Below are 21173 nucleotides of genomic sequence, written 5' to 3'. Positions count from 1 at the left end.
CGGGCCGGCCGGAAGGGGTTTCCGGCCGCTGTCAGGACCTTGTCTCAGGAACTTGCGGGAACCGGCGCATCGAGGTGGCGGCCCTCGTGGCCGAGATGCAGGTAGTTGGCGTTGAACAGCACCGCCCGCTGCAGCGCTTCGAGCCGATGGATCGTCAGCTCACGCCCGCCGAGCGAGATCAGCCCGGCGCTGCGCAGGTCCTGCAGGGTGCGGTTCACGTGCACCACCGAGAGGCCGATCGTGTCGGCGATCTCCGCCTGGGTGAGCGGCAGGTCGCAGACGCCGCCCCGGGTGAGGCCGAGGAGCCGCTGACGCACGAACAATTCGCACAGGAGATGCCCGAGCCGCTCGAAGGCGGTGCGCTGCCCGACATTGACGGTCCATTCCCGCTGGATCGACGCGGTCGCGAGGGCATCCCAGCACAAGGCCTGCATCAGGCGCGGGGAGGCCGCGAAAAGATGCCCCACCGCCTCCACGGTGATCTCCGCCAGGGTGACGCTCGTGATGGCCGCGATCGAGTGGTCCATCTCCCGCAGGATCGGCGCGCTGAGGTCGCAGACGTCGCCCGGCAGCAGGTACGCGATGATCTGGCGCCGGCCATCCTCCAGGGTCTTGTAGCGGCAGGCCCAGCCCTCCAGCACCACGTTGATCAGGGTCGGCGCGTCGCCCTCGTGGATGATGTCGTCGCGCGGGCGCACCCGCCGCGTCCGCAGCTGCGTGAGCGTCTCGAGCGATTCCTTCTCTCCGGCGGACAGGCGGGCGTAATGCTCGAGTTTCCTGATCAGGAACTGGGACAAGGCGGTGTCGATCTCACAACCGGACGGTAGTGTGGACGCAAGCCTCCCCTTTTTGATTTAACCCATGTTAATGCCTGGCCGGCGGCGTGTCCACGCCTCCGCCCTTTTCACACGCTGAGCGTCCGCCGAGGGCCGCCTCCTGCCGGTGTTGCCCCACCACCACAACGCATCCGGAACCGGAAGCTCGGCCGCAGACGGGGGATTGTGATCCGCGCATGGATCGGCAGGGTTGCGCCGGGAGAGACGACGTGTAGCCCCGGAGGGAGCGATGACGTCCCAGACCCGACCGAGCCGGTGGCTGCGCGCCGTTCCGGTCCAGCCCGCGCTTCGGAGCCCCGAAGCCTCCCCGTGCGGCGGCGAGCACCTCGCCCTCGCCCTCGCCCCCGGCCTGCAGGCGGTCTTCGACCCCTGCCTGTCGGAGGTCATGCCTTCCGACCTCGCGGTCAGCCTCGCGGATCTCCTGGCGCGGCTCGACCGGGAGGCTGCCACCCCGACCGCTGTCTCAACCCGCGTGCGCTAGAGTTCCATGACCGAACCCGCCTCCGAACAGACCCGCGTGCTCACCTTCCCCCAGGTCGTCACGGCCGCACCCGCGGACGAGGGCACCGTCTCGATGATCGAGGTGCTGCAGGAGCAGCTCCGCCTTGCCCGCGAGGGCAAGCTGCGCTCGGTCGCGGTCGTGTCGGTCTCCGCCGACGGCGGCTCGATCGGGACCCAATGGTCCTGCACGCACGGGGACATATCGAGCCTGATCGGCAAGCTCACCGTGCTCGCCCACGACATGATGGCGGCCCGCAAGTAGGCTGCCTCTCCGGGGTCGCGGCCGAGGCTGCGACCCGGTGTGCTCATCCCTTGCGCAGCCGCTTCGCGTTGGCGCGCACCTTGCGCCGGTAGCCCTTCACCACCTGCAGGGGCGTGCCGCCCGAGGCCGTGAGATGCGCGGCGCGCCCCGCGGCCTCGACCTTCTCCGAGACCATGCGGCGGGCCTCCTTCCGGGCGGCCGGGCCGCCGCGGGAGAGCTTGGCCACCCGCAGGCCGATCACCATGTTGGCCTCGGCGGCGAGGCGGGCCGCCTCCATGGAGAGGCGCAGCCAGGATCCGATCATCCCCATCTCCCGATCAGAGCCGGCGCAGGTCCGCGCCGATCCGGGGGTCAAAGGCCGGGCGCCGCGTTCGTTCCCGCCTCCCCTTCCTCACGGAATCGCGCCCTGGGGCAGCACGAAGCCGCCCGGCGTGTGGGTCGGCTCGGGCTTGGGCTGCGGCTTGCCCTGGGGTTTGGCCTGGGGCCTCGGCTTGGCGGGTTTCTCCGCCCCGGGCTCGCCCTCCGTGCCGGCGGTCTTGGCCGCGGGCCGCTTCGGCTCGGCCACCTTCGGGGCGTCCCCGCAGGCCCGGAAGCGCAGCTCGGCCAGCACCGCCGTGCTGTCGTCGGCCCGGATGCGCAGGGTCGCGGGCAGACCGTCCGCGGTCTCTCCCCAGCGAATCGGTGCGCCGCCGCTCTGCGATTCGAGGCTCGCGGGCGCCGGGCCGCGGCGCAGGTTGTCGGGGTCGGGGCCGTAGGCGGTCGCGGCCTTGCCGCGGATGACCACCTGCAGCACCTCCAGCACCTCGGGCGAGAGGGGGCGCAGGGGATTGTCGCGGGTCAAAACACCCCGGCGCGTCACCCAGAGGCTGAAATTGCCCCCGCCCGCGAACTGCGCCGCCTGCCGGCCGCAGCCGACCGCGGACGACTCCTGGGCGCCGGCGGCCCCGGCCGCGAGGGCCAGGGTGAGAAGGGCCAGGGTGAAATAGCCATGGGCGAACCCGGCCCCGGCCCTCATGCCTCTCCACACGTGATTCCCTTTCAGACCCGTCATCGCGCCCCCTCGTCGCGATGCTCGCCGGGGTCGTGCTCGATGATCAGAGGCGGGGTGCGGCGGGGCGCGGGCAGGGCCGGCACCTCCTCCGGCCCGGGCCGGTCCGTGCCGCTCTCCAGCACGGTGGCGGTCCGGTCGACGGGGCTCGCGGGCCGCGGCCCCTCGACGTCGTAGAGCTCCTCCCCGCGCTCCTCCAGCGCGTATTCGCGCGGCAGGCGCAGCGGCGGGCGCTGGTTCCCGGCGCGGACGATCAGCAGGCCGATGCCCACGAGGAGAATCGCTGCCGCGGCAACCAGGATCCCGACCATCTCCACCCAGCCCGGCCGTCGTCCCATCGGCACCGGCCGAGGGAGCGTCGGCGCCTCGTTCGTGACGCGCGCGGCGAATCCCCCGATTGACCGCCTGCGGCCGCAAAAGGCAAGCGCCGGGCGGGAGGACAGGCCCGCGCGGGACCCGCCCGGACCGTCTTCCACCGGGCAGAGAGCCGGACGAGTCGTCATGACGTCGCGGTATGCTAACCATCCCGGCGAGCCCTCCGGCGACACCGCCCGGCTCCGGCGCGCCGCGCCGGAACGGTCCTTGCCTGGGCTCGCGAGCCCCCGCATCCGCGGATCGCAAGGCGTGTGACGAGATGCCGATGAACAGGCCCGACGAGACCCCCGACCCGCGCCGCGGCCCGGAGACCCTGCCGGAGACCCTGGAGGACGACCTCGCGGGCCTCGTGGAGCAGGCCCGCCAGCAGGCGAGCGAGGATCCGTTCCGCAACCCCGTCCTGACGGTCGCGCTGGCGATCAGCCGCCGCATGGACCGGGGCGAGGTGACCGAGGCCGACCTCGACGGGCTGTTCGCGAGCCTGCGGCTGCAGGCGCTGGAGGAGCGGGCGGCCCGTCTGCGCGCCTATCTGGGCCTGGACGAGGGCGCGGGCGACGACCTCGAGGCCGCGGTGCCGCTCGTGATCGGCGAGGTTTTTCCGGACGGGACGCCATCGGGGGAGGCGGCGTTCGAGGCCGCCCGGGCGCGGCTGGAGCGCCCGCGCTTCGCGGCGGTCTTCACCGCGCACCCGACCTTCGGCATGCCCAAGGCCGTGGCGCACGCGCTCGCGGAAGCCGCCTCGCTGCCGCGGGCCGAGGCGCGACGCGGGCGGCTCGCCGAGGTCGCCGGCCTGTCCGCCCGGCCCGACCCGGTCATCACCCTCAACGACGAGTTCGCGCAGGCCCGCCACGCCGTCCAGCACGGCCGGGCGGCCCTCGACGCGCTCAACGCGGCGCTGCTGCGCGCCGCCCGCGCGCGCTGGCCCGAGCGCTGGAGCGACCTCGTGCCCCAGCCCGTGGTGCTCGCCTCCTGGGTCGGCTGCGACACCGACGGGCGCACCGATATCGGCTGGTGGGACACCCTGCGCTACCGGCTCGAATCGAAGGGCGCCCAGCTCGACCGGGTGCTGGCGCAGCTGCCCGACGACCCCGCCGCCGCCCCGGCCCGGCGCCTCGCCCAGAGCGCGCGCGACGCGGTGGCGCGCCAGCTCGCGGTGGCCCCCAAGCTCGGCGACCAGCCGGGCCTCGACGTGGTCCACCGCTTCGCCCTGGCGCTGATCATCGAGCGCGAGCGCGCCCAGACCGAGGCCGGGCCGCTCATCGCCGCCCTCGACGCCGCGATCGCCGGCGCCGCCGACGACGAGGCGCGCCTGCAGCTCTGCGTGCTGCGGGCGGGCTGCGCCGCGCACGGGCTCCAGAACGGCCTGCCGCATTTCCGGCTCAACGCCACGCAGGTCCACAACGCGGTGCGCCGGACGCTCGACCGCGACGGCGATCCGATCGATCCGGCGCAGCGCCGCTCGCATCTGACCGCCATCAACGCGCTCCTCGACGACGTCGCGGCGGTGCCGGTGGATTTCGGGGCGCTCGCCGCCGAGCGGGCCTCGGCGGCGCGCCTGATGATGACGGTCGCCCAGATCCTCAAGCACGTGGACGGCACCCACCCGGTCCGCTTCCTCATCGCCGAGACCGAGACCGGCTACACCCTGCTGGCCGCGCTCTGGCTCGCGGAGCATTTCGGCATCGGCGACAAGGTCGAGATCACCCCGCTGTTCGAGACCGCCTCGGCCCTGGAGCAGGGCGTGCACGTGATCGAGGACGCCCTGCGCTCACCCCATTGGCGGCGCTACCTCAAGCGCCTCGGCCGGCTGGTGGTGCAGTTCGGCTACTCGGATTCCGGCCGCTACGTCGGGCAGATCGCCGCCACCTTCTGGATCGAGCGCCTGCGCTTCCGCATCGCCGAGCTGATGGTCCAGAACGACCTCACGGACGTCGAGCTCATCATCTTCGACACCCACGGCGAATCGATCGGCCGGGGCGCCCACCCGGCCAGCCTGAAGGACCGCCTCGCCTACCTCGCTCCCGGCCACGCGCGGCAGCGCAACCGCGAGGCCCATCTCAAGGTCCGGCTCGAATCGAGCTTCCAGGGCAGCGACGGCTACCTGATGTTCGGCACCGCCCCGCTCGCCCGGGCGACCGTGCTGCGCATCGTCGAGCACGTCTTCGCGGCCGGCGAGCCGGCGCCCGATCCGATCTACGACGAGCCGGACTTCGCCACCGAGTTCTTCACCGGCGTGCGCCAGTCGATGGGCACCCTCGTGGACGATCCGGGCTACGCGGCGCTGCTCGGCACCTTCGGCCCGAGCCTCATCGACCGCACCGGCTCGCGCCCGGTCGCCCGGCAGTCGGACGCGGGCGGCCCCGCGGCCATCACCCATCCGCGCCAGATGCGCGCCATCCCCAACAACGCCATCCTGCAGCAGCTCGGCTACCTGGCGAATTCCCTGCACGGCATCGGGCTCGCCGCGGCCCGGGCGCCCGACCTGTTTCGCGACATGCGCGCCCAGTCGGAGCGGTTCGGCCGCGCCTTCAGCCTCGCGCAGCACGCCGCCGGCCACAGCGACCTCGACGTGCTGCGCGCCTACATCGACACGCTCGATCCCGGCATGTGGCTGGAGCGGGCGCGGCGGGCGACGCGGGACGGCCGGCGCGAAGAAATCGTCGCCATAGCGGCGGCCCTCGACCGGCTCGACCTCGCGCCCCGCCTGCGCCGGCTGTTCGGGCGCCTCACGCACGACCACCTGATGCTGCAATCCGTGGCGCCCGACCTCGGCAGCATGCCGGTGCGGCTGGCCCTGCTGCACGGCCTGCGCCTCGCGCTCGTCCACCGGATCTGGTTCCTGGCGGTGCACATCCCGGACTTCCGGCCCCAGGGCGGCGTCACCCGGGAATCGCTGCTGGAGCGGCTGCTGCGCCTCGACGTCGATGCCTGCCTGACGATGCTGGAAGAGATCTTCCCGGTCACGCCGGACCCGACCCTCGGCCTCAATTTCGGCGAGCCGCCCGGCCCGCGCGGCGTCGGCACCTACGAGACCGAGCACCGCACCCTGTTCGCACCGATCGGCCGCCTGTTCGCGCAGGTGCGCGAGGTCAGCGGCATGATCCAGCACGAGGTGGGGGCCTTCGGCTGACCCGCGCCGCCGGGCCGTGCCCCGGCGCCCGCCACGCAGGCTCGGCTTGCCTGCCCCTTGCCTTGCCTGCCCCAAGGATCCCCCGTAAGACATCCGGGCTTCAGTATTCACACTCTGGAATCGATACATTCCAGAGTACAGGTTCCTCCACAATGCATGTCATACCGAAGCCTGACGGTGAAACGAGCGATGCGGCGAGCGGCAGGCAGGATGCCGGCGAGGGTCGCTGCTTCGCCCCCGACGGCGTGATCCGGACGGCCTCGCTGATGAGCGGACGCCGCGAGGTGATCATCCTGCACGCGGGCGAACGCTACAGGCTGCGCATCACCGCCAACGACAAGCTGATCCTCACGAAATGACGCGCGCCTCCGCCCCTCCGCACTGGTCCCGCCGCGCCGTGCTGGTCGGTGCGGCCAGCCTCGCCGCCTGTCCCCGCGCCGTGCGGGCCGCACCGGCGGCCCGCATCGTCTCGCTCGGGGGCGCGGTGACCGAGATCCTGTACCGGATCGGCGCCGCCGAGCGGGTCGTCGCGGTCGACACGACGAGCCTCTATCCGGCGGAGGCCCTGCGCGACAAACCGAACGTCGGCTACCTGCGGGCCCTGTCGGCCGAGGGGCTGCTCTCGGCGCGGCCCGACCTCGTCATCGCCACCGAGGGCGCCGGACCGCCGGACGTGCTCGCGCTCGTGCGCGAGGCCGGCATCCCGGTGGCCTCGGTGGCGGAGGCCCCGACGGAGGCGGGCGTCCTCGACCGGATCGTCGCGGTCGGCCGCCACGCCGGCCTTGACGACGAGGCGGGCCGGCTCGCCGCCGAGGTGCGCGCCGACTTCGCCGCCCTCGCGGTCGAGCGCGGCCGGATCACGCGCCCCACCCGCGCCCTGGTCGTCCTGTCGCTTCAGAACGGGCGCCTGCTCGCGGGCGGGCGCAACAGCACCGCCGACGGCATCCTGAGACTGGCCGGCGCGACGAATGCCGCCGAGGGCATCGAGGGCTTCAAGCCGATGGGGGACGAGGCCGTCATCGCGGCGGCCCCCGAGGCGGTGGTGATGATGCGGACCGGGCACGGCACGGCGACGCCCGAGGCCGTCTTCGCGCAGCCGGGCCTCAGCCAGACGCCCGCGGCCAGGCGGCACGCGCTCGTGACCCTCGACGGGCTCCTCCTCCTCGGCTTCGGCCCGCGCACGCCGCAGGCGGCCCGGGACCTGATGCGGGCGCTCCATCCCGACCTGTCGCGTGGCTGAGGCCGCGCCCCTCGCGCAGGCCGCCCTCCCGCGGCGGCGCACCGGCCTCCTCCTCTTCCCCGCGCTCGTCCTCCTCGTGGCGGCGGCGGCACTCGTCTCGCTCGCGGCGGGCGCCATCGCCATCCCGCCGGCCCGCGTTGCCGAGGTGTTGTGGCGCGGCGCCGCTGATCCGGCGCTGGCGCGGGACGCCTTCGTGGTGCTCAACATCCGCCTGCCGCGCACCCTTCTGGGCCTGCTGGTCGGGGCGGCGCTGGCGGTCTCCGGCGCCCTGATGCAGGGCCTCTTCCGCAATCCGCTGGCCGATCCCGGGCTGGTTGGCGTCTCGGCCGGGGCGGGGCTCGCGGCGGCCTGCGTGGTGGTGGCCGGCGACCGGCTGCTGGCGATCCTCGGCCTGCCGGGCCCCGTCCCGTTCCTCGCGTTGCCCGTCGGCGCCTTCCTGGGGGGCTTGGCGACGACGGCGCTCCTCTACGCCCTCGCCACAAGCGGAGGACGGACATCGGTCGCGACCCTGCTGCTGGCCGGCCTGGCGCTGGGCGCGCTCGCGGGCGCCCTCACGGGCATCCTCATCTACCTCTCGGACGACCGACAGCTGCGCGACCTGACCTTCTGGTCGCTGGGCAGCCTCGCGGGCGCCACCTGGGCCAAGGTCTGGGCGAGCGCGCCGGCCATCCTCCCGGTGCTGATCGGCGTGCCGTTCCTCGGGCGCGGCCTGAACGCCCTGGTGCTCGGCGAGGCGGAGGCCTTCCACCTCGGCGTGCCGGTGCAGGTCCTGAAGCGCGCCGCGATCGTCCTCGTCGCGGCGGCGGTGGGCGCGAGCGTCGCGGCGGCCGGCGTGATCGGCTTCGTCGGGCTCGTGGTGCCGCACGGCCTGCGCCTCCTCGTCGGCCCCGAGCATCGCCGGCTGCTGCCGGCCTCGGCGCTCCTGGGCGCGGCGCTCCTCGTGCTCGCCGACGTGGCGGCGCGCCTCGTCGCGAGCCCGGCGGAACTGCCGATCGGCATCGTCACGGCGCTCATCGGCGCGCCGTTCTTCCTCTGGCTCCTGATGGGGCGCGCCCGTGTCCTCGATGCGTGAGCCCGCGCCGCTGGTGGAGGCGCACGGCGTGGACTTCGCGGCGGGGCGCCGCCTCCTCGTCCGAAACGTCTCGCTGGCGCTGGCGCCGGGCACCGTGCAGGTGATCATCGGCCCGAACGGGGCCGGCAAGTCGACCCTGCTGCGCCTGCTCGCGGGGGAGATCGCGCCCTCGCGGGGGAGCGTATCCTACGCGGGCGAGGCGGTGGGCCGGATCCCGGCATGGCGCCTCGCGACCCTGCGCGCCGTGCTGCCCCAGGCCGCGCGGCTCGCCTTCCCGTTCACGGTCGCCGAGGTGGCGCGGATCGGGCTCGACGGCATCGGGCGCGGACTGACGCTGCGGGACCGCGACCTCATCCTCGCCGCTTCCCTGGCGCAGGCGGATGTGGCGCATCTCGCCGCGCGCTCCTATCCCAGCCTCTCGGGGGGCGAGCAGGCCCGGGTGCAGTTCGCGCGGGTGCTCTGCCAGCTCGCCGCCGGGCGCAGCGTGGCGCCGCAGCAGGTGCTCTTCCTCGACGAGCCGACCGCGAGCCTCGACCTCCACCACCAGGCGCAACTGCTCGACGCGGCCCGATCCCTCGCACAGGCCGGCACGGCCGTGCTCGCCATCCTGCACGACCTCAACCTCGCGGCGGCCTACGCGGACACGCTGCTCGTGATGCATGACGGCCGCCTCGTCGAGCGCGGCCCGCCCGGCGCGATCCTGCGCGACGACCTCGTGGCGGCGGTGTTCAACGTCGGCTGGCCGGTCGGGCAGGCGCCGCCGGGACAGCCCTTCATCCTGCCGCGCCGCTCTGTGGCCGGCGCGCCACAATCCCCCGCTTCGGCCCTTCGAACTGGTCCAGGGAGAAATCCCGCCAGGAGCAGTCTGGAACCGGGCTAAACACCAGCAGCGATTGCGCTTCTTGATCTCCGGTCCGGCTTGCCCGCACGGTTGCCCCCGACGCGAGCCAGCCAGCCCTCCGCCAGCCAGCCAGCCGACCCGATCGCCTGTGTCCTGCTTGCGGATTCCCGTTCCATGCCGATGCCTCGCGCCGCCGCCCTCGCCTTCGGCGCCTCCCTCCTCGCCCTGACGACCGCGCGGGCCCAGACCGCGCCGCCCGCGACGCCGGCCCCGTCCGGCACCATCGACCTCGACGCCATCACGGTGACCGCGACCAAGACGCCGGAACTGGCGGTCGACGCGCTCTCGGGGACGAGCGTCGTCACCCGCGAGGAGATCCGCCGCCTCCAGCCCAGCCGGCTCTCGGAGGTGCTGCGCGACGTGCCCGGCGTGACCACGCAGGAGAGCCCGAACGATCCGGCCCAGGCCATCAACATCCGCGGGCTCCAGGATTTCGGCCGCGTGAACGTGCTCATCGACGGCGCGCGCCAGAACTTCCAGACCTCGGGCCACGCGGCGAACGGCGTGTTCTACCTCGACCCGGAACTCGTGGGCGGGATCGACATCACCCGCGGGCCGACCTCGACCATCTACGGCTCGGGCGCCATCGGCGGCGTCGTCTCCTTCCGCACGCGCTCCATCGACGACATCCTGCTCCCCGACGAGCGCGCGGGCGCGGTCCAGAAGTGGTCGTTCGGCACCAACGGCCAGCGCTTCCTCAATTCCACCGCGCTCGGCGCCCGCATCGGCAGCGCGGCGGACGTCTTCGGGCAGTTCGTCTACCGCAACAACGCGCCCTACCGCGACGGCCTCGGCACGCTGGTGCCGGACACCGGCAGCGAGCTGGAGGCGGGCCTCGCGAAGATCAACGTCAGACCGGCCGACGGGCACGAGATCAGCGGCACGGCCCTGCTCCAGCGCTTCGACTTCGCCAGCCGCGGCTCCAGCATCACGGGCGCGCGCTTCGCCAACGCGGTCGCGGCCGACACCTACACGCTGGGCTACCGGTTCGCCCGGCCCGACGTGCCGCTGATCGATTTCTCGGCCAAGGGCTACTACACCACGACGCACAACCAGCTGACCTTCCTGCAGGACGCCGCGAGCGGCGTCTACGGTCAGCTCGGCACGCGCGTCGGCAACCGGATCGACTATGACATCGAGAGCCCCGGCTTCGACATCCACAACACCGCGCGCTTCGACACCTGGGACGTCCGCCACGCGCTCACCATCGGCGGCGACGCCGTCTTCGATCGGGTGCGGACCAGCGACGAGGCCGGCGGCTTCGGCGGCGCCTTCACGCCGTCCGGCACGCGCACGCTCGCGGGCGCCTTCATCCAGGACGAACTGCGCTACGGCGCCTGGCTGCGCGTCATCGGGGCGCTGCGCTACGACCAGTACGAGCTCGCGGGCGGGGCCTACCGGTCGAGCGGAGAGCGGGTCTCGCCGAAGCTGACGGTGGGCGTCTCGCCCCTGCCGGGCCTGGAATTCTACGCCACCTACGCGGAGGGCTACCGCGCGCCCTCGGTGACCGAGACGCTGGTCCAGGGCATCCATCCGTTCCCGGCCTTCAGCATCCTGCCGAACCCGACGCTGCGCCCCGAGGTCGCGCACACCATGGAGGGCGGCATCAACCTGAAGTACGACGAGGTGCTGCAGCCCGGCGACGCCTTCCGGGCCAAGCTCAACGTCTTCGCCAACACGGTGGACGACTTCATCGCCATCCAGGCGGTGGGGCCGACCTACTTCGTGCCGGCCCTCGCCGGCATCCCGGCCTCGATCTGCGCCCGCATTCCCGGCCGCTTTCCCTGCGTGATCCCGGTCCGGTCCTTCCAGTACCTCAACATCGCCCAGGCCGACCTCACCGGCGTCGAACTCGAAGGGGCCTACGACTGGGGCGGCGGCTTCGTCTCGCTGGCGGCGAGCCACGTGAGCGGGCGCGACCGCGCCACCGGGCAGACGCTCCTCACCGTGCCGCCGGACCGCATCAGCACGACGCTCGGGCTGCGCTTCCTCAACGGCAACCTGACCGTCGGCACCCGCCTCACCCTGGTGGATGCCCGCCTGAACGTCCCGCCGGGCACCACCGTGCTGGCCACCAAGGGCTACGGCCTCGTGGACCTGTTCGCCTCCTACCAGGCCAACGACCGCGTGCGCGCCGACGTCATCGTCCAGAACCTCTTCGACAAGCGCTACACGCAGTACCTCAACCTGCTCGCCAGCCCCGGCCTCACCGCCAAGGTCGCGGTGAGTATCAAGTTCGCGACGCGCTGAGGCCGCGCGGGGCCGCCTCGCGGTTCGGCGGCTCGCTGCGGGGGATCTCGGCGGCCGCGGTCAAGACGAAACCGCAAACTCAATCGAGCAGGCTCGCGCGCACCCTTTTCCCGGGCGACTGAAACGAAGTGGAAGGAGATCCGGGATCCAGCACAAGATGTCGCGAAGCGTCTCTTTTTCTATAACGTTGCAGATGCAGAGCCGCTTCGCGGCACATTCTCTGCTGGTTCCCGGATCTCCTTCCGCTGACGCTCCAGTCGTCCGGGAAAGGGGGAGCTTGATCACCGGCCAAGCGAATGAGCGCCTTCGGCCGGTGATGGAAGGCGCCATCACCCGGTCATCCGCGGCACCGCGGCGACGAGCTTTCGCGTGTAGGGGTGCGTCGGCGCCGCGAAGACCTGCGCGGGCGCGCCCTCCTCCACGATCGCGCCTCCTGACATCACCGCCACCCGGTCGGCCACGGCCTCCACCACCGCGAGGTCGTGGCTGATGAACAGGTAGGTGAGGCCGTGCCTCGCCTTCAGGTCAGCGAGCAGGTCCAGCACCTGCGCCTGCACGGTGAGGTCGAGGGCCGAGACCGGCTCGTCGAGGACGATGACCCGCGCCCCCGCGGCGAGCGCCCGCGCGATGGCGATGCGCTGGGCCTGCCCGCCCGAGAACTCGTGCGGGTAGCGGTCGAGATGCTCCGCCTCCATCCCGACCGACCGCATCAGGTCGACGCTGCGCGCCTCGCGATCGGCGGGCGCGACGCCCGCGAGGAAGCGCAGGGGGGCGGCGAGCGCCTGCCGGATCGTCTTGCGCGGGTTGAGGGAAGAAACCGGGTCCTGGAAGACGTACTGCACCGCGCGCCCGAGCACCCGCGGTCCGGCCGCCGTCAGATCCGCGAGCGGGCGGTCCTCGATCCGGATCGTGCCCGCGGTCGGCCGGACCAGCCCGACGAGGCAGCGCGCCAGGGTGGACTTGCCGCAGCCGGATTCGCCGACGATGCCGAGCGTCGAGCCGGCCGCAACGGAGAACGACACCCCCTTGAGCGCCGCGACGGGCGGGCGGGCGCGGGCGAAGAACGCCCGCCGCGCCGGATAGGTCTTCACGAGGTCCCGCACCACCACCGCGGCCGTCACGGGCGGGCCTCCGGCACGGCGCGCGCCCGGCCGAGTACCGGCATGGCGGCGATCAGCCCGCGGGTGACGGGGTGGCGGGGCGCCGTCAGCACGGCCCGCGTCTCGCCCTCCTCCACGATCCGCCCGCCCTTCATCACCGCGACCCGGTCGCAGATGCGCCGGATCACCCCGACATCGTGGCTGATGAACAGGATCGCGAGGTGCCGCTCGCGGCGCAGCCGGTCGAGGAGGTCGAGGATCTCGGCCTGCACGGTGACGTCGAGGGCGGTGGTGGGCTCGTCGGCGACGATCAGATCGGGGTCGTTGGCGAGCGCCATCGCGATCGCGACCCGCTGGCGCTGCCCGCCCGAGAGCTCGTGCGGGTAGGCGAGCTCGATCGTCTCCGGCTCCGGCAGCATCACGGCGGCGAAGAGGGCGCGGGTGCGCGCCCGCGCCTCGTGCGCCGGCACCGCCCGGTGCACGCGGATCGCCTCCGCCACCTGATCGCCCACCCGGGTGAGCGGGTGGAGCGTGGTGAGCGGGTCCTGAAACACGTAGGCGATGCGCCAGCCCCGCAGGCGCCGCAGGCCCTCGGGCGGCAGCGCCAGGAGGTCGTCGTCCCGGAACGCGACGGTGCCGCCCCGGATCAGGCCCGGGGGCGAGGCGACGAGCCGGGTGACCGCATGCGCCGTCACCGACTTGCCCGAGCCCGATTCGCCGACGAGGCCCAGGCACTCGCCCGGCGCCACCGCGAGGCTCACGCCGTGCACGGCGTCCGCCGCCCCCTCCGGCCGCGCGAAGGCGATGGTGAGGTCGCGCAATGCGAGCCCCTCGGCCGGGGCGGCCGGCGGGAGCCCGGGCGCCACCGTGGTCGCCGCGCCCGGTCGCCCGGGCGTGCCGCCGCGCAGGCGCGGGTCGAGGGCGTCGCGCAGCCCGTCCCCGATCAGGTTGAGGCTCATCACGATGAGGAAGACCACGAGGCCCGGCACCGCCGCGACGGCGGGCGCGGTGATCAGCACCTTGCGCCCCTCGCCCAGCATCGCCCCCAGATCCGCCTGGGGCGGCTGCGAGCCGAGGCCGAGGAAGGAGAGGCCCGCGGTCTCCAGGATCATCCAGCCGACCGTGGTCGAGGCCGTGATGACGATCACCGGCATGACGTTCGGCAGCACCTCGGTGAGGAGGATGCGGGTCTCGCCCATGCCGGAGAGCCGCGCGGCCTCCACGAATTCGCGCCCGCGCAGCGAGGCCGCGGCGCCGCGCACCGTGCGGGCGAAGAACGGGATGTTGGCGACGACCACCGCGTAGAGCGCGTTGAGGAGCCCCGGCCCCAGTGCCGCCACCACCGCGAGCGCCAGCAGCAGGTAGGGAAAGGCCATCAGCACGTCGATGAACCGCATCAGGATCGTCTCGGTGCGCCCGCCCAGATACCCCGCCGTCAGCCCGATGGCCGAACCGATGGTCGCGGCCAGCAGCGCCGCCGCGAGGCCGACCGCGAGGCTCACCCGCGTGCCCCAGACGAGCCGCGCCAGGAGATCGCGCCCGAGCGCGTCGGTGCCGAGCCACGCCCCCGGGGTGAGGGGCGGCAGCAGGCGGGCGGCGGGCGCGGTGGCGTTCGGGTCGGCGAGCGGCAAGAGGGGGGCCGCGAGCGCGACGGCACTCACGGCGACGATCACCGCGAGCCCGCCCGCCGCGAGGCGGTTCTCCAGCAGGCGGGCGAGCAGCGCCCTCACGCGCCGATCCTCGGGTCGAGCAGGCGCTGGAAGAGGTCGGCCGCGAGGTTGAACAGCACGTAGGCGGTCGCCACCACCAGCACCCCGCCCTGGACCAGCAGCACGTCGCGGGTGGCGATGGCGTTCACCAGCATCCGGCCGATGCCGGGCCACTGGAAGACGGTCTCGACGTAGACCGCGCCGCCGAGCACGAAGCCGGCCTGGATGCCGATGACCGGGATGACGGTCACGAGGGCCGCCTTCAGCGCGTGCGCGACGATGATCCGGCGCTCGGGCACGCCCTTGGCCCGGGCGGTGCGGACGAAGTCCTGCCGCAGCACCTCCAGCATGGCCGAGCGGGTGAGCCGCGCGATCACGCCTGCGGCCACGACGGCGAGCGTCACGGCGGGGAGGATCAGGTGGCGCAGGAGGTCGGGCAGGGTCTCGCCGCCGTAGATCGCGTACATCCCGCTCACCGGCAGCAGGCGCCATTCGACCGAGACCAGCAGGATCAAGAGCAGGCCGAGCCAGAACGAGGGCATCGAGATGCCGATGAGCACCGCGAGGGTCGCGAGCCGGTCGGCGAGCCCGCCCTGGCGCACCGCCGCGACGATGCCGACGAGAAGCCCGATCAGCGCGGCGAGCACCAGGGCCGCCCCGGCGAGCACGAGGGTGGCGGCGAAGCGCTCGCCGACCTCGTCGAGCACCGGGCGGTTGAGGCTGTGCGAGCGCCCGAGATCGCCCGTCAGCACGTGGCCGAGCCACGCGGCGTACTGCACCGGCAGGCTGCGGTCGAGGCCGAGATCCGCCCGCACCCGGGCGACCGAATCCGGCGTCGCGTAGGGGCCGAGGATCGCCAGGGCCGGATCACCCGGGATCAGCGCCATGATCAGGAAGACGATCAGGCTGAGTCCGATCAGCACCGGCACGAGGCCGGCGAGCCGGCCGAAGAGATAGGCGCCCACGGCTCTAGCGCTTCGTCACGCCCGACAGGCGCAGGAAGAAGGAGGGTTCGAGGGTGAGCCCCTGCACGGCGGCCGTCGTCACCGCGCTCTGCTTCCAGTGCGCCACGAAGGCGAGGGCTGCATCCGCGACCACGATCGCCTCGGCCTGCCGGTAGAGGTCGGCGCGGCGCGTCTGGTCGTTGGTGCGGCGCGCCTCGGCGAGGAGCCGGTCGAGATCGGGATTGGCGTAGCCGCCCGCGTTGAAGCCGCCCTGGCCGGGCCGCGCGTCGCTGCGCAGGGCCAGCGAGGGCAGCATGTCGGGATCGTTGGTCATCCAGGCCATCTCGGCCATGTCCGCATCCTCGCCCAGGCCCCGGTTCACCCGGGCCAGATAGGCGTTCCACTCGTAGGTGGCGATGCGGGCGGTGAGGCCCACCGCCGCGAGGTCGGCCTGGATGGCGGTGCCCATCGCCACCGGATCGAGCATCCCCGAGCCGCCCTCCGCCACGAGGAAGCGCAGCGTCGCGCCCTCGGCCCCCGCCTCGCGCAGGAGCTGGCGCGCACGCTCCGGATCGTGCGGGTAGCCGCGCTGCGAAGGGTCGTACGCCCAGGCGAAGGCCGGCGCGATCAGGCCGTGGGCCGGCACGGCGGTGCCCTGGAGCACGTGCGCGGCGAGCGCCTGCTTGTCGATGGCGTAGTTCACCGCCTGGCGCACGCGCGGGTCGCGCAGGGGGCCGGCCTGCGTGTTGAGGATCAGGAACCAGAGATGGGGACCGACCTGCTCACGCACCGCGAAGCCGGGGCGCTCGCGAAAGAGCGCGAGGGCGTCGGGGGGGATCTCGGCCATCACGTCGACCCCGCCCGCCAGCATCTCGGTCGCGCGGGTGTTGGGATCGGTGAGGGGCCGGAAGATCACGAGCCGGGGCTTGGCGGCCTCGCCCCAGTAATCGGGGTTGCGCTCCAGCGTCACCTTGCGGCTGCTCTGCCAGCCGGCGAAGCGAAAGGGCCCGGTGCCGACGGGCGCGCGGGCGAAGGCCCCTCCCCTCTCGGTTACGGCCTTGGGCGAGACGATGAGCCCGGTCGGGTAGGCGAGGTTCGCCAGGAACGGCGCGTACGGCTCGCGCAGGACGAAGCGGACCGTACGCGGGTCGGGCGCCTCGACGCGCTCCACGACGCGAAACAGGAAGGCGAGGGGAAAGGGCCCGGTCCGGGCCGCCGGATGGTCGCGGTCGAGGAGCCGCCCGAAGTTGAACCGCACCGCCTCGGCGTCGAAGGGCGTGCCGTCGTGGAAGCGCACGCCCTCCCGCAGGCGAAACACGTAGCTGCGCCCGTCCTCCGACACGGTCCAGCTCTCGGCCAGCGCCGGCTCCGGCTCCAGCGTGCCGGAGCGGTAGCGCACCAGCCCCTCGTAGAGGTTCACCAAGATGCGCGCGTCGTTGGTGGCGGTGCTGACGGCGGGATCGAGGGAGGCGGGCTCGGCGGTCTGGCCGACGACCAGCACGTCGTCGGGGACCGGCGCGGTGGAGGCGCCGGGGAGCCATGCGGCGGAAAGAAGCCCCGCGAGCACGGACAGGCCCGCGAGCGCGGTGCGGGGTGGGATCACGGTCGGTCCTCGCGGCCGAATTGCCGCCTGCGGCCGGAGCGGCGCGCGGGGCCGGCACCAGCGCTGCAGCTAACGCGGCGGAAGCCGATTTCGTTGCCTCCGGAACCGGTTGGGCTGCCCGTCCGCGCGCCACGCGGAACTGGCGCGCGGGCCGCGGATGAGCTTCAATCACCTCACCGTCCCCAGCCCGGGCCGGAAGCTTGGGCATAATGGCACGCACGTTGCCAAGGCGTGGGCGGCGCCGGCGCGGGCCGGCCGACAGGGAGGAGCGAGCGATGCAACGGGGCTGGGGACAGGATGGCCGGATGCGCGTGGCCGGGGCGCTGGCGGCGCTGATCGTCGGCGCGAGCGCCGGCGGGGCGCTGGCGCAGGAGAAGGTGCTGCGCATCGGCATGACGGCGGTGGACATCCCCCGCACGCTGGGCCAGCCCGACCAGGGGTTCGAGGGCAACCGCTTCACCGGCATCCCGATCTACGACGCGCTCACGCACTGGGACCTGTCGAAGGAGAACGAGCCCTCCGTCATCATCCCGGGGCTGGCCACCGAATGGGCCGTCACCGACGACAAGACCAAGTGGGTGTTCACGTTGCGCGACGGGGTGCGCTTCCACGACGGCTCGCCGCTCGACGCCGAGGCGGTGGTCTGGAACGTCCAGAAGGTGCTCGACAAGGCGGCGCCGCACTACGATGCGAGCCAGGTCGGCGTCACCGCCTCGCGCATGCCGACGCTGCGCTCGGCGCGGGTCCTCGACAAGCTCAAGGTCGAGCTGACGACCTCGGAGCCGGACGCCTTCCTGCCCTACAACCTCACCAACCTGTTCATGGCCTCGCCCGCGCACTGGGCGGCGAAGCTGAAGGCGGTGCCGGCGGGCGTCACCGACCCGGCCGAGCGGGCCAAGCAGGCCTGGACCGCCTTCGCGGCCGACCCCTCCGGCAGCGGCCCGTTCCGGGTGACCCGCCTCGTCCCGCGCGAGCGGCTCGAACTCGCCGCCAACACGGCCTACTGGGACGAGACGCGCCGGCCCAAGATCCCCAAGGTGGTGCTGGTGCCCCTGCCCGAGGCGAACGCCCGCACCGCCGCCCTGCTCTCGGGCCAGGTCGACTGGATCGAGGCCCCCGCCCCCGACGCCGTGCAGCAGATCAAGGGCCGCGGCTTCAAGATCTACCAGAACCCCCAGCCGCACGTCTGGCCCTGGCAGCTCTCGTTCGTGGAGGGCTCGCCCTGGCGCGACAAGCGGGTGCGCCACGCCGCCAACCTCTGCATCAACCGGGCGGAGCTGAAGGAATTCCTGGGCGGCCTGATGGCCGAGCCGAAGGGCACGGTGCCGCCGGGCCATCCCTGGTGGGGCAACCCGAGCTTCGACATTCGCTACGACCCGGCCGCGGCCCAGAAGCTGATGAAGGAGGCGGGTTTCTCGGCCCAGAAGCCCCTGCCCGTGAAGGTGCAGATCTCGGCCTCGGGCTCGGGCCAGATGCAGCCCCTGCCGATGAACGAGTTCGTGCAGCAGAGCCTCAAGGAGTGCTTCTTCGACGTCTCCTTCGACGTCATCGAGTGGAACACCCTGTTCACCAACTGGCGCCAGGGCGCCAAGGACTCGACGGCGCGCGGGGCGCAGGCGGTGAACGTGTCGTTCGCCACCATGGACCCGTTCTTCGCGATGGTGCGGTTCACCTCCACCAAGACCTTCCCGCCGGTCTCGAACAACTGGGGCTTCTTCGGCAACGACGAGTTCGACGGGCTGATCGCCGCCGCGCGCAACACCTTCGAGGCCGGCGCGCGCGACCAGGCGCTCGCCAAGCTCCACGCCCGCATCGTCGAGGAGGCGCCCTTCATCTGGATCGCCCACGACGTCGGCCCGCGCGCGATGTCGCCGAAGGTCAAGGGCGTGGTCCAGCCCCGCAGCTGGTTCATCGACATCGCCACGATGTCGATGGACTGACACCACCGGCGGCGGGCGGGCGCCCGCCGCCGTAACCGGTCCGCGGGCCGGCGCGAAGGATGCGGCATGGCGCGGGACGACGCCCTCCGGCCCGTCCGCGGCGCATCCACCCGAGGGGAGGCGCGAGTGAGCGAACCGCCCGACCCGAGCGACGAGGATCTGCTGCCCCGGCTGCGCGCGCGGGAGGAGGCGGCCTTCCGCCTCCTCGTGCGGCGCCACCACGTGCGGCTCGTCGCGGTGGCCCGCGGCCTCAACCTGCCGCAGGAGGCCGCCGAGGAGGTGGTGCAGGAGGCCTGGATCGCCGCGATGCGCAACCTCGACGGGTTCGAGGGGCGCTCGTCCCTGCGCACGTGGCTCACCGGCATCGTCGTGATGATGGCCCGCAAGGCGGCCGCCGCGCGCGGGCGCACCCGCACCTTCTCGGATCTCGCCGGGCCGGACGCGGAGAGCGGTGGCTTCGGTACGGATGCCGATCTGGCCGACGCCTTCCTGGCCGACGGCCACTGGCGCGAGGCACCTTGGCACTGGTCCGAGGTGGATCTGGAACGGGCGCTCGCGGGCCGTCAGGTCTGGGCGGCGGTGCAGGAGGCGATCACCGCCCTGCCGCCGCTCCAGGCCGCGGTGATCCGCCTGCGCGACGTCGAGGGACTGGGCGTGCGGGAGACCGAGGCGATGCTGGGCCTGAGCGAGGCGCGCCAGCGGGCGCTCCTCGACCGCGCCCGCTTCCGGGTCCGCGCGACCTTCGAGCGCCTGACCCGCGAGGCGCCGCTGCGCGCGATCTCATGAGGAGGCGACGATGAAGTGCCGGGAGGCGGCCGAGCACGCGAGCGCGCTCCTCGACCGCGACCTCGACCTGACGCTGCGGGCGCGGCTGCGCCTGCACCTCGCGGCCTGCGCCCCCTGCCGGCGCTTCGCCGAGCAGGTGCGCGCGACCCGCGACCTCCTGCGCGACACACCCGCGCCCGCCCTCGCCCCGGACCGCGAGGAGGCCCTGGTCGCCGCACTCCTGCGCGGGGAGGCGGAGCCCGGCGCCGGGCCGTGAGCGGGAGGCGCTCAGCGCGCGGGCGATCCCGGGGAGCGGCCTTCCGGAAGAGCGTCCTCGCGCTCGGGCGGATGCGCCGGAACCGCGGGCAGGATCTTCGCCGCGGTCTCGACGGCGCCGACCGTCTGGGCCGCGGCCCAAGCAGTCCCGGATCATCGTGACGCGGCGAACCGTTCAGCACCCCCGGCAGATCGCCGTCGCGATCAGCCGGTCGAGGGCGCGGCTGCGGCGGTCGAGGTCGGGGCGGGTGCCGCCGCGGGCATCGAGCGGTGCGCCGTCGGGCTTCGTGGTGCCGAGCGCCGTCACGTGACGGGACGGGTGGGGCATCGCGGGGGCGGACATCTCGGCCGCGGCGGGCGCCGCGAGGGCGGCGAGGAGAAAGAGAGCGGGCAGGATGCGCATGGCAGGCTCCAAGTCGCGCAGGTCAGGCGAAGGCCACGGCCATCAGGCCGAAATAGGCCGCGAGGGTGCCGAGCACGGGGGTCAGGGCGGCGAAGGGACAGGGGCGGTCCATCGATCGTCTCCGGTTCGGGCGGCTTCGGTCGCCGCCCCTTGCGGCCTGAGTGCCGCGGCGCGGCCCGATCCGCGTGCGCTGGCGCACGGCCGTGATAGGCTGGGTTCAGGAGGAGCCGCGATGACGACGGGATCCGCGCCGGCGGGGGGGCGCAGCGGGACGGCGGCGTTCGTCTATGGCGACCTCGTCCCGGTCACCGACTTCGCCCGCGTCCTCGACGACGACGCCTATCGGGCGGTGCCGGACGCGTGGTGGCTCGCCGTCACCGACATCGTCGAGTCCACCGCCGCCATCGCGGCCGGGCGCTACAAGGCCGTGAACTACGCGGGGGCCGCCGCCATCGCGGCCGTGCGCAACGCGCTCGGCGGGCAGGACCGGGCCTTCGTGTTCGGGGGCGACGGCGCGTCCATCCTCGTCGCGCCGGAGGAGGCCGAGGCCGCCCGGGCGGCGCTGGCCGCCACCGTCGCGTGGGTCGGCGCCGAGATGGGGCTGACGCTGCGCGCCGCGCTCGTGCCCGTCGCGGCGATGCGGCAGGCGGGGCACGACCTGCGGGTCGCCCGCTACGCCCCCTCGCCCCACGTCGCCTACGCGATGGTCACCGGCGGGGGCCTCGCCTTCGCGGAGCGCGCGCTCAAGCAGGGCCTCTACGCGGTGGCGTCTGCGCCCGGGGGGCGGCCCGACCTCACCGGCCTCACCTGCCGCTTCG

21 protein-coding genes are annotated in these 21173 nt (G+C 73.5%); 12 read left to right on the top strand and 9 right to left on the bottom strand.

Annotated features, from left to right (window positions below; translation table 11 throughout):
• Positions 1–44 precede the first annotated feature (44 nt).
• A complete protein-coding gene (locus ACKUB9_RS01525; protein WP_407518820.1) occupies positions 45–797 on the bottom strand; it encodes a Crp/Fnr family transcriptional regulator in 753 nt (250 codons plus the stop codon).
• 268 nt (positions 798–1065) lie between these two features.
• Between ACKUB9_RS01525 and ACKUB9_RS01520 the strand changes: the two genes are divergently transcribed.
• The gene (locus ACKUB9_RS01520) at positions 1066–1317 is read left to right on the top strand and encodes a hypothetical protein (protein WP_407518818.1); all 252 of its coding nucleotides are present in this window, start codon (positions 1066–1068) and stop codon (positions 1315–1317) included.
• 6 nt (positions 1318–1323) lie between these two features.
• Complete coding sequence (locus ACKUB9_RS01515) at positions 1324–1599, top strand: hypothetical protein (protein ID WP_407518817.1); 276 nt, start codon at positions 1324–1326, stop codon at positions 1597–1599.
• Between the two features lie 43 nt (positions 1600–1642).
• Here ACKUB9_RS01515 and ACKUB9_RS01510 read toward each other — a convergent pair whose 3' ends face one another.
• From ACKUB9_RS01510 to ACKUB9_RS01500, 3 genes are all read right to left on the bottom strand, one after another.
• Positions 1643–1903 (bottom strand): hypothetical protein, encoded by a 261-nt coding sequence (locus tag ACKUB9_RS01510; protein ID WP_407518815.1) that lies wholly within the window; start codon positions 1901–1903, stop codon positions 1643–1645.
• Positions 1904–1990: 87 nt separating this feature from the next.
• On the bottom strand, positions 1991–2614 hold the full coding sequence (locus ACKUB9_RS01505; RefSeq protein WP_407518814.1) for an NADH-quinone oxidoreductase subunit E: 624 nt from the start codon (positions 2612–2614) through the stop codon (positions 1991–1993).
• A 32-nt stretch (positions 2615–2646) separates the two neighbouring features.
• Positions 2647–2985, bottom strand: a complete 339-nt coding sequence (locus ACKUB9_RS01500; RefSeq protein ID WP_407518812.1) for a hypothetical protein — start codon at positions 2983–2985, stop codon at positions 2647–2649.
• Positions 2986–3281: 296 nt separating this feature from the next.
• Here ACKUB9_RS01500 and ACKUB9_RS01495 point away from each other — a divergent pair, with 296 nt between their 5' ends.
• The 6 genes from ACKUB9_RS01495 to ACKUB9_RS01470 all read left to right on the top strand — a co-directional run bounded on the left by ACKUB9_RS01495 (position 3282) and on the right by ACKUB9_RS01470 (position 11615).
• Positions 3282–6152 carry a phosphoenolpyruvate carboxylase gene (locus tag ACKUB9_RS01495; protein WP_407518811.1) on the top strand — a complete coding sequence of 957 codons (2871 nt, stop codon included), beginning with the start codon at positions 3282–3284 and terminating at the stop codon, positions 6150–6152.
• 152 nt (positions 6153–6304) lie between these two features.
• Positions 6305–6511 (top strand): hemin uptake protein HemP, encoded by a 207-nt coding sequence (hemP, locus tag ACKUB9_RS01490; RefSeq protein ID WP_410825741.1) that lies wholly within the window; start codon positions 6305–6307, stop codon positions 6509–6511.
• Positions 6508–7392: a heme/hemin ABC transporter substrate-binding protein gene (locus ACKUB9_RS01485; RefSeq protein ID WP_407518807.1), complete on the top strand. Its 885-nt coding sequence runs from the start codon at positions 6508–6510 to the stop codon at positions 7390–7392. The genes hemP and ACKUB9_RS01485 overlap by 4 nt, the downstream gene beginning before the upstream one ends.
• Positions 7385–8464: a FecCD family ABC transporter permease gene (locus tag ACKUB9_RS01480; protein WP_407518805.1), complete on the top strand. Its 1080-nt coding sequence runs from the start codon at positions 7385–7387 to the stop codon at positions 8462–8464. The genes ACKUB9_RS01485 and ACKUB9_RS01480 overlap by 8 nt, the downstream gene beginning before the upstream one ends.
• Complete coding sequence (locus tag ACKUB9_RS01475) at positions 8457–9344, top strand: heme ABC transporter ATP-binding protein (RefSeq protein WP_407518804.1); 888 nt, start codon at positions 8457–8459, stop codon at positions 9342–9344. Before ACKUB9_RS01480 ends, ACKUB9_RS01475 begins: the two co-directional genes overlap by 8 nt.
• A gap of 135 nt (positions 9345–9479) precedes the next feature.
• The gene (locus tag ACKUB9_RS01470; RefSeq protein ID WP_407518803.1) at positions 9480–11615 is read left to right on the top strand and encodes a TonB-dependent hemoglobin/transferrin/lactoferrin family receptor; all 2136 of its coding nucleotides are present in this window, start codon (positions 9480–9482) and stop codon (positions 11613–11615) included.
• Between the two features lie 329 nt (positions 11616–11944).
• Here ACKUB9_RS01470 and ACKUB9_RS01465 read toward each other — a convergent pair whose 3' ends face one another.
• The 4 genes from ACKUB9_RS01465 to ACKUB9_RS01450 are packed head-to-tail and all read right to left on the bottom strand — an operon-like array spanning position 11945 to position 16971.
• A complete protein-coding gene (locus tag ACKUB9_RS01465) occupies positions 11945–12736 on the bottom strand; it encodes an ATP-binding cassette domain-containing protein (RefSeq protein ID WP_407518802.1) in 792 nt (263 codons plus the stop codon).
• A complete protein-coding gene (locus ACKUB9_RS01460; RefSeq protein ID WP_407518801.1) occupies positions 12733–14445 on the bottom strand; it encodes a dipeptide/oligopeptide/nickel ABC transporter permease/ATP-binding protein in 1713 nt (570 codons plus the stop codon). The genes ACKUB9_RS01465 and ACKUB9_RS01460 overlap by 4 nt, the downstream gene beginning before the upstream one ends.
• On the bottom strand, positions 14442–15389 hold the full coding sequence (locus ACKUB9_RS01455) for an ABC transporter permease (protein ID WP_407518799.1): 948 nt from the start codon (positions 15387–15389) through the stop codon (positions 14442–14444). Before ACKUB9_RS01455 ends, ACKUB9_RS01460 begins: the two co-directional genes overlap by 4 nt.
• 4 nt (positions 15390–15393) lie before the next feature.
• Positions 15394–16971: an ABC transporter substrate-binding protein gene (locus ACKUB9_RS01450; RefSeq protein WP_407518797.1), complete on the bottom strand. Its 1578-nt coding sequence runs from the start codon at positions 16969–16971 to the stop codon at positions 15394–15396.
• 275 nt (positions 16972–17246) lie between these two features.
• On the opposite strand from ACKUB9_RS01450, the gene ACKUB9_RS01445 reads away from it, so the two are divergent.
• From ACKUB9_RS01445 to ACKUB9_RS01435, 3 genes are all read left to right on the top strand, one after another.
• Entirely contained in the window at positions 17247–18911 is a 1665-nt protein-coding gene (locus tag ACKUB9_RS01445; RefSeq protein WP_407518795.1) for an ABC transporter substrate-binding protein, read from the top strand.
• 126 nt (positions 18912–19037) lie between these two features.
• Positions 19038–19697 (top strand): sigma-70 family RNA polymerase sigma factor, encoded by a 660-nt coding sequence (locus ACKUB9_RS01440; protein ID WP_407518793.1) that lies wholly within the window; start codon positions 19038–19040, stop codon positions 19695–19697.
• A 10-nt stretch (positions 19698–19707) separates the two neighbouring features.
• On the top strand, positions 19708–19953 hold the full coding sequence (locus tag ACKUB9_RS01435) for an anti-sigma factor family protein (RefSeq protein ID WP_407518792.1): 246 nt from the start codon (positions 19708–19710) through the stop codon (positions 19951–19953).
• Positions 19954–20127: 174 nt separating this feature from the next.
• Here the strand turns inward: ACKUB9_RS01435 and ACKUB9_RS01430 are convergent, their stop codons facing one another.
• Positions 20128–20355, bottom strand: a complete 228-nt coding sequence (locus ACKUB9_RS01430; RefSeq protein ID WP_407518791.1) for a hypothetical protein — start codon at positions 20353–20355, stop codon at positions 20128–20130.
• A gap of 232 nt (positions 20356–20587) precedes the next feature.
• Here ACKUB9_RS01430 and ACKUB9_RS01425 point away from each other — a divergent pair.
• The coding region (locus ACKUB9_RS01425; RefSeq protein WP_410824664.1) for a DUF3095 family protein at positions 20588–21173 on the top strand (586 nt) is incomplete at its 3' end.

The sequence above is a fragment of the Methylobacterium oryzisoli genome (assembly GCF_046557895.1).
GTDB lineage: Bacteria > Pseudomonadota > Alphaproteobacteria > Rhizobiales > Beijerinckiaceae > Methylobacterium > Methylobacterium oryzisoli.
The sequence above is the reverse complement of the archived record's forward strand: the minus strand, read 5'-3'. Positions and strand labels throughout refer to the sequence as shown.

Bases quoted from the DNA above. Each gene is read 5' to 3' on its own strand.
- ACKUB9_RS01520 (WP_407518818.1), top strand. From the start codon at position 1,066: ATGACGTCCCAGACCCGACCGAGCCGGTGGCTGCGCGCCGTTCCGGTC.
- ACKUB9_RS01515 (WP_407518817.1), top strand. From the start codon at position 1,324: ATGACCGAACCCGCCTCCGAACAGACCCGCGTGCTCACCTTCCCCCAG.
- ACKUB9_RS01510 (WP_407518815.1), bottom strand. From the start codon at position 1,903: ATGATCGGATCCTGGCTGCGCCTCTCCATGGAGGCGGCCCGCCTCGCC.
- ACKUB9_RS01505 (WP_407518814.1), bottom strand. From the start codon at position 2,614: ATGAGGGCCGGGGCCGGGTTCGCCCATGGCTATTTCACCCTGGCCCTT.
- ACKUB9_RS01500 (WP_407518812.1), bottom strand. From the start codon at position 2,985: ATGGGACGACGGCCGGGCTGGGTGGAGATGGTCGGGATCCTGGTTGCC.
- ACKUB9_RS01495 (WP_407518811.1), top strand. From the start codon at position 3,282: ATGCCGATGAACAGGCCCGACGAGACCCCCGACCCGCGCCGCGGCCCG.
- hemP (WP_410825741.1), top strand. From the start codon at position 6,305: ATGCATGTCATACCGAAGCCTGACGGTGAAACGAGCGATGCGGCGAGC.
- ACKUB9_RS01485 (WP_407518807.1), top strand. From the start codon at position 6,508: ATGACGCGCGCCTCCGCCCCTCCGCACTGGTCCCGCCGCGCCGTGCTG.
- ACKUB9_RS01475 (WP_407518804.1), top strand. From the start codon at position 8,457: ATGCGTGAGCCCGCGCCGCTGGTGGAGGCGCACGGCGTGGACTTCGCG.
- ACKUB9_RS01470 (WP_407518803.1), top strand. From the start codon at position 9,480: ATGCCGATGCCTCGCGCCGCCGCCCTCGCCTTCGGCGCCTCCCTCCTC.
- ACKUB9_RS01445 (WP_407518795.1), top strand. From the start codon at position 17,247: ATGCAACGGGGCTGGGGACAGGATGGCCGGATGCGCGTGGCCGGGGCG.
- ACKUB9_RS01435 (WP_407518792.1), top strand. From the start codon at position 19,708: ATGAAGTGCCGGGAGGCGGCCGAGCACGCGAGCGCGCTCCTCGACCGC.
- ACKUB9_RS01430 (WP_407518791.1), bottom strand. From the start codon at position 20,355: ATGCGCATCCTGCCCGCTCTCTTTCTCCTCGCCGCCCTCGCGGCGCCC.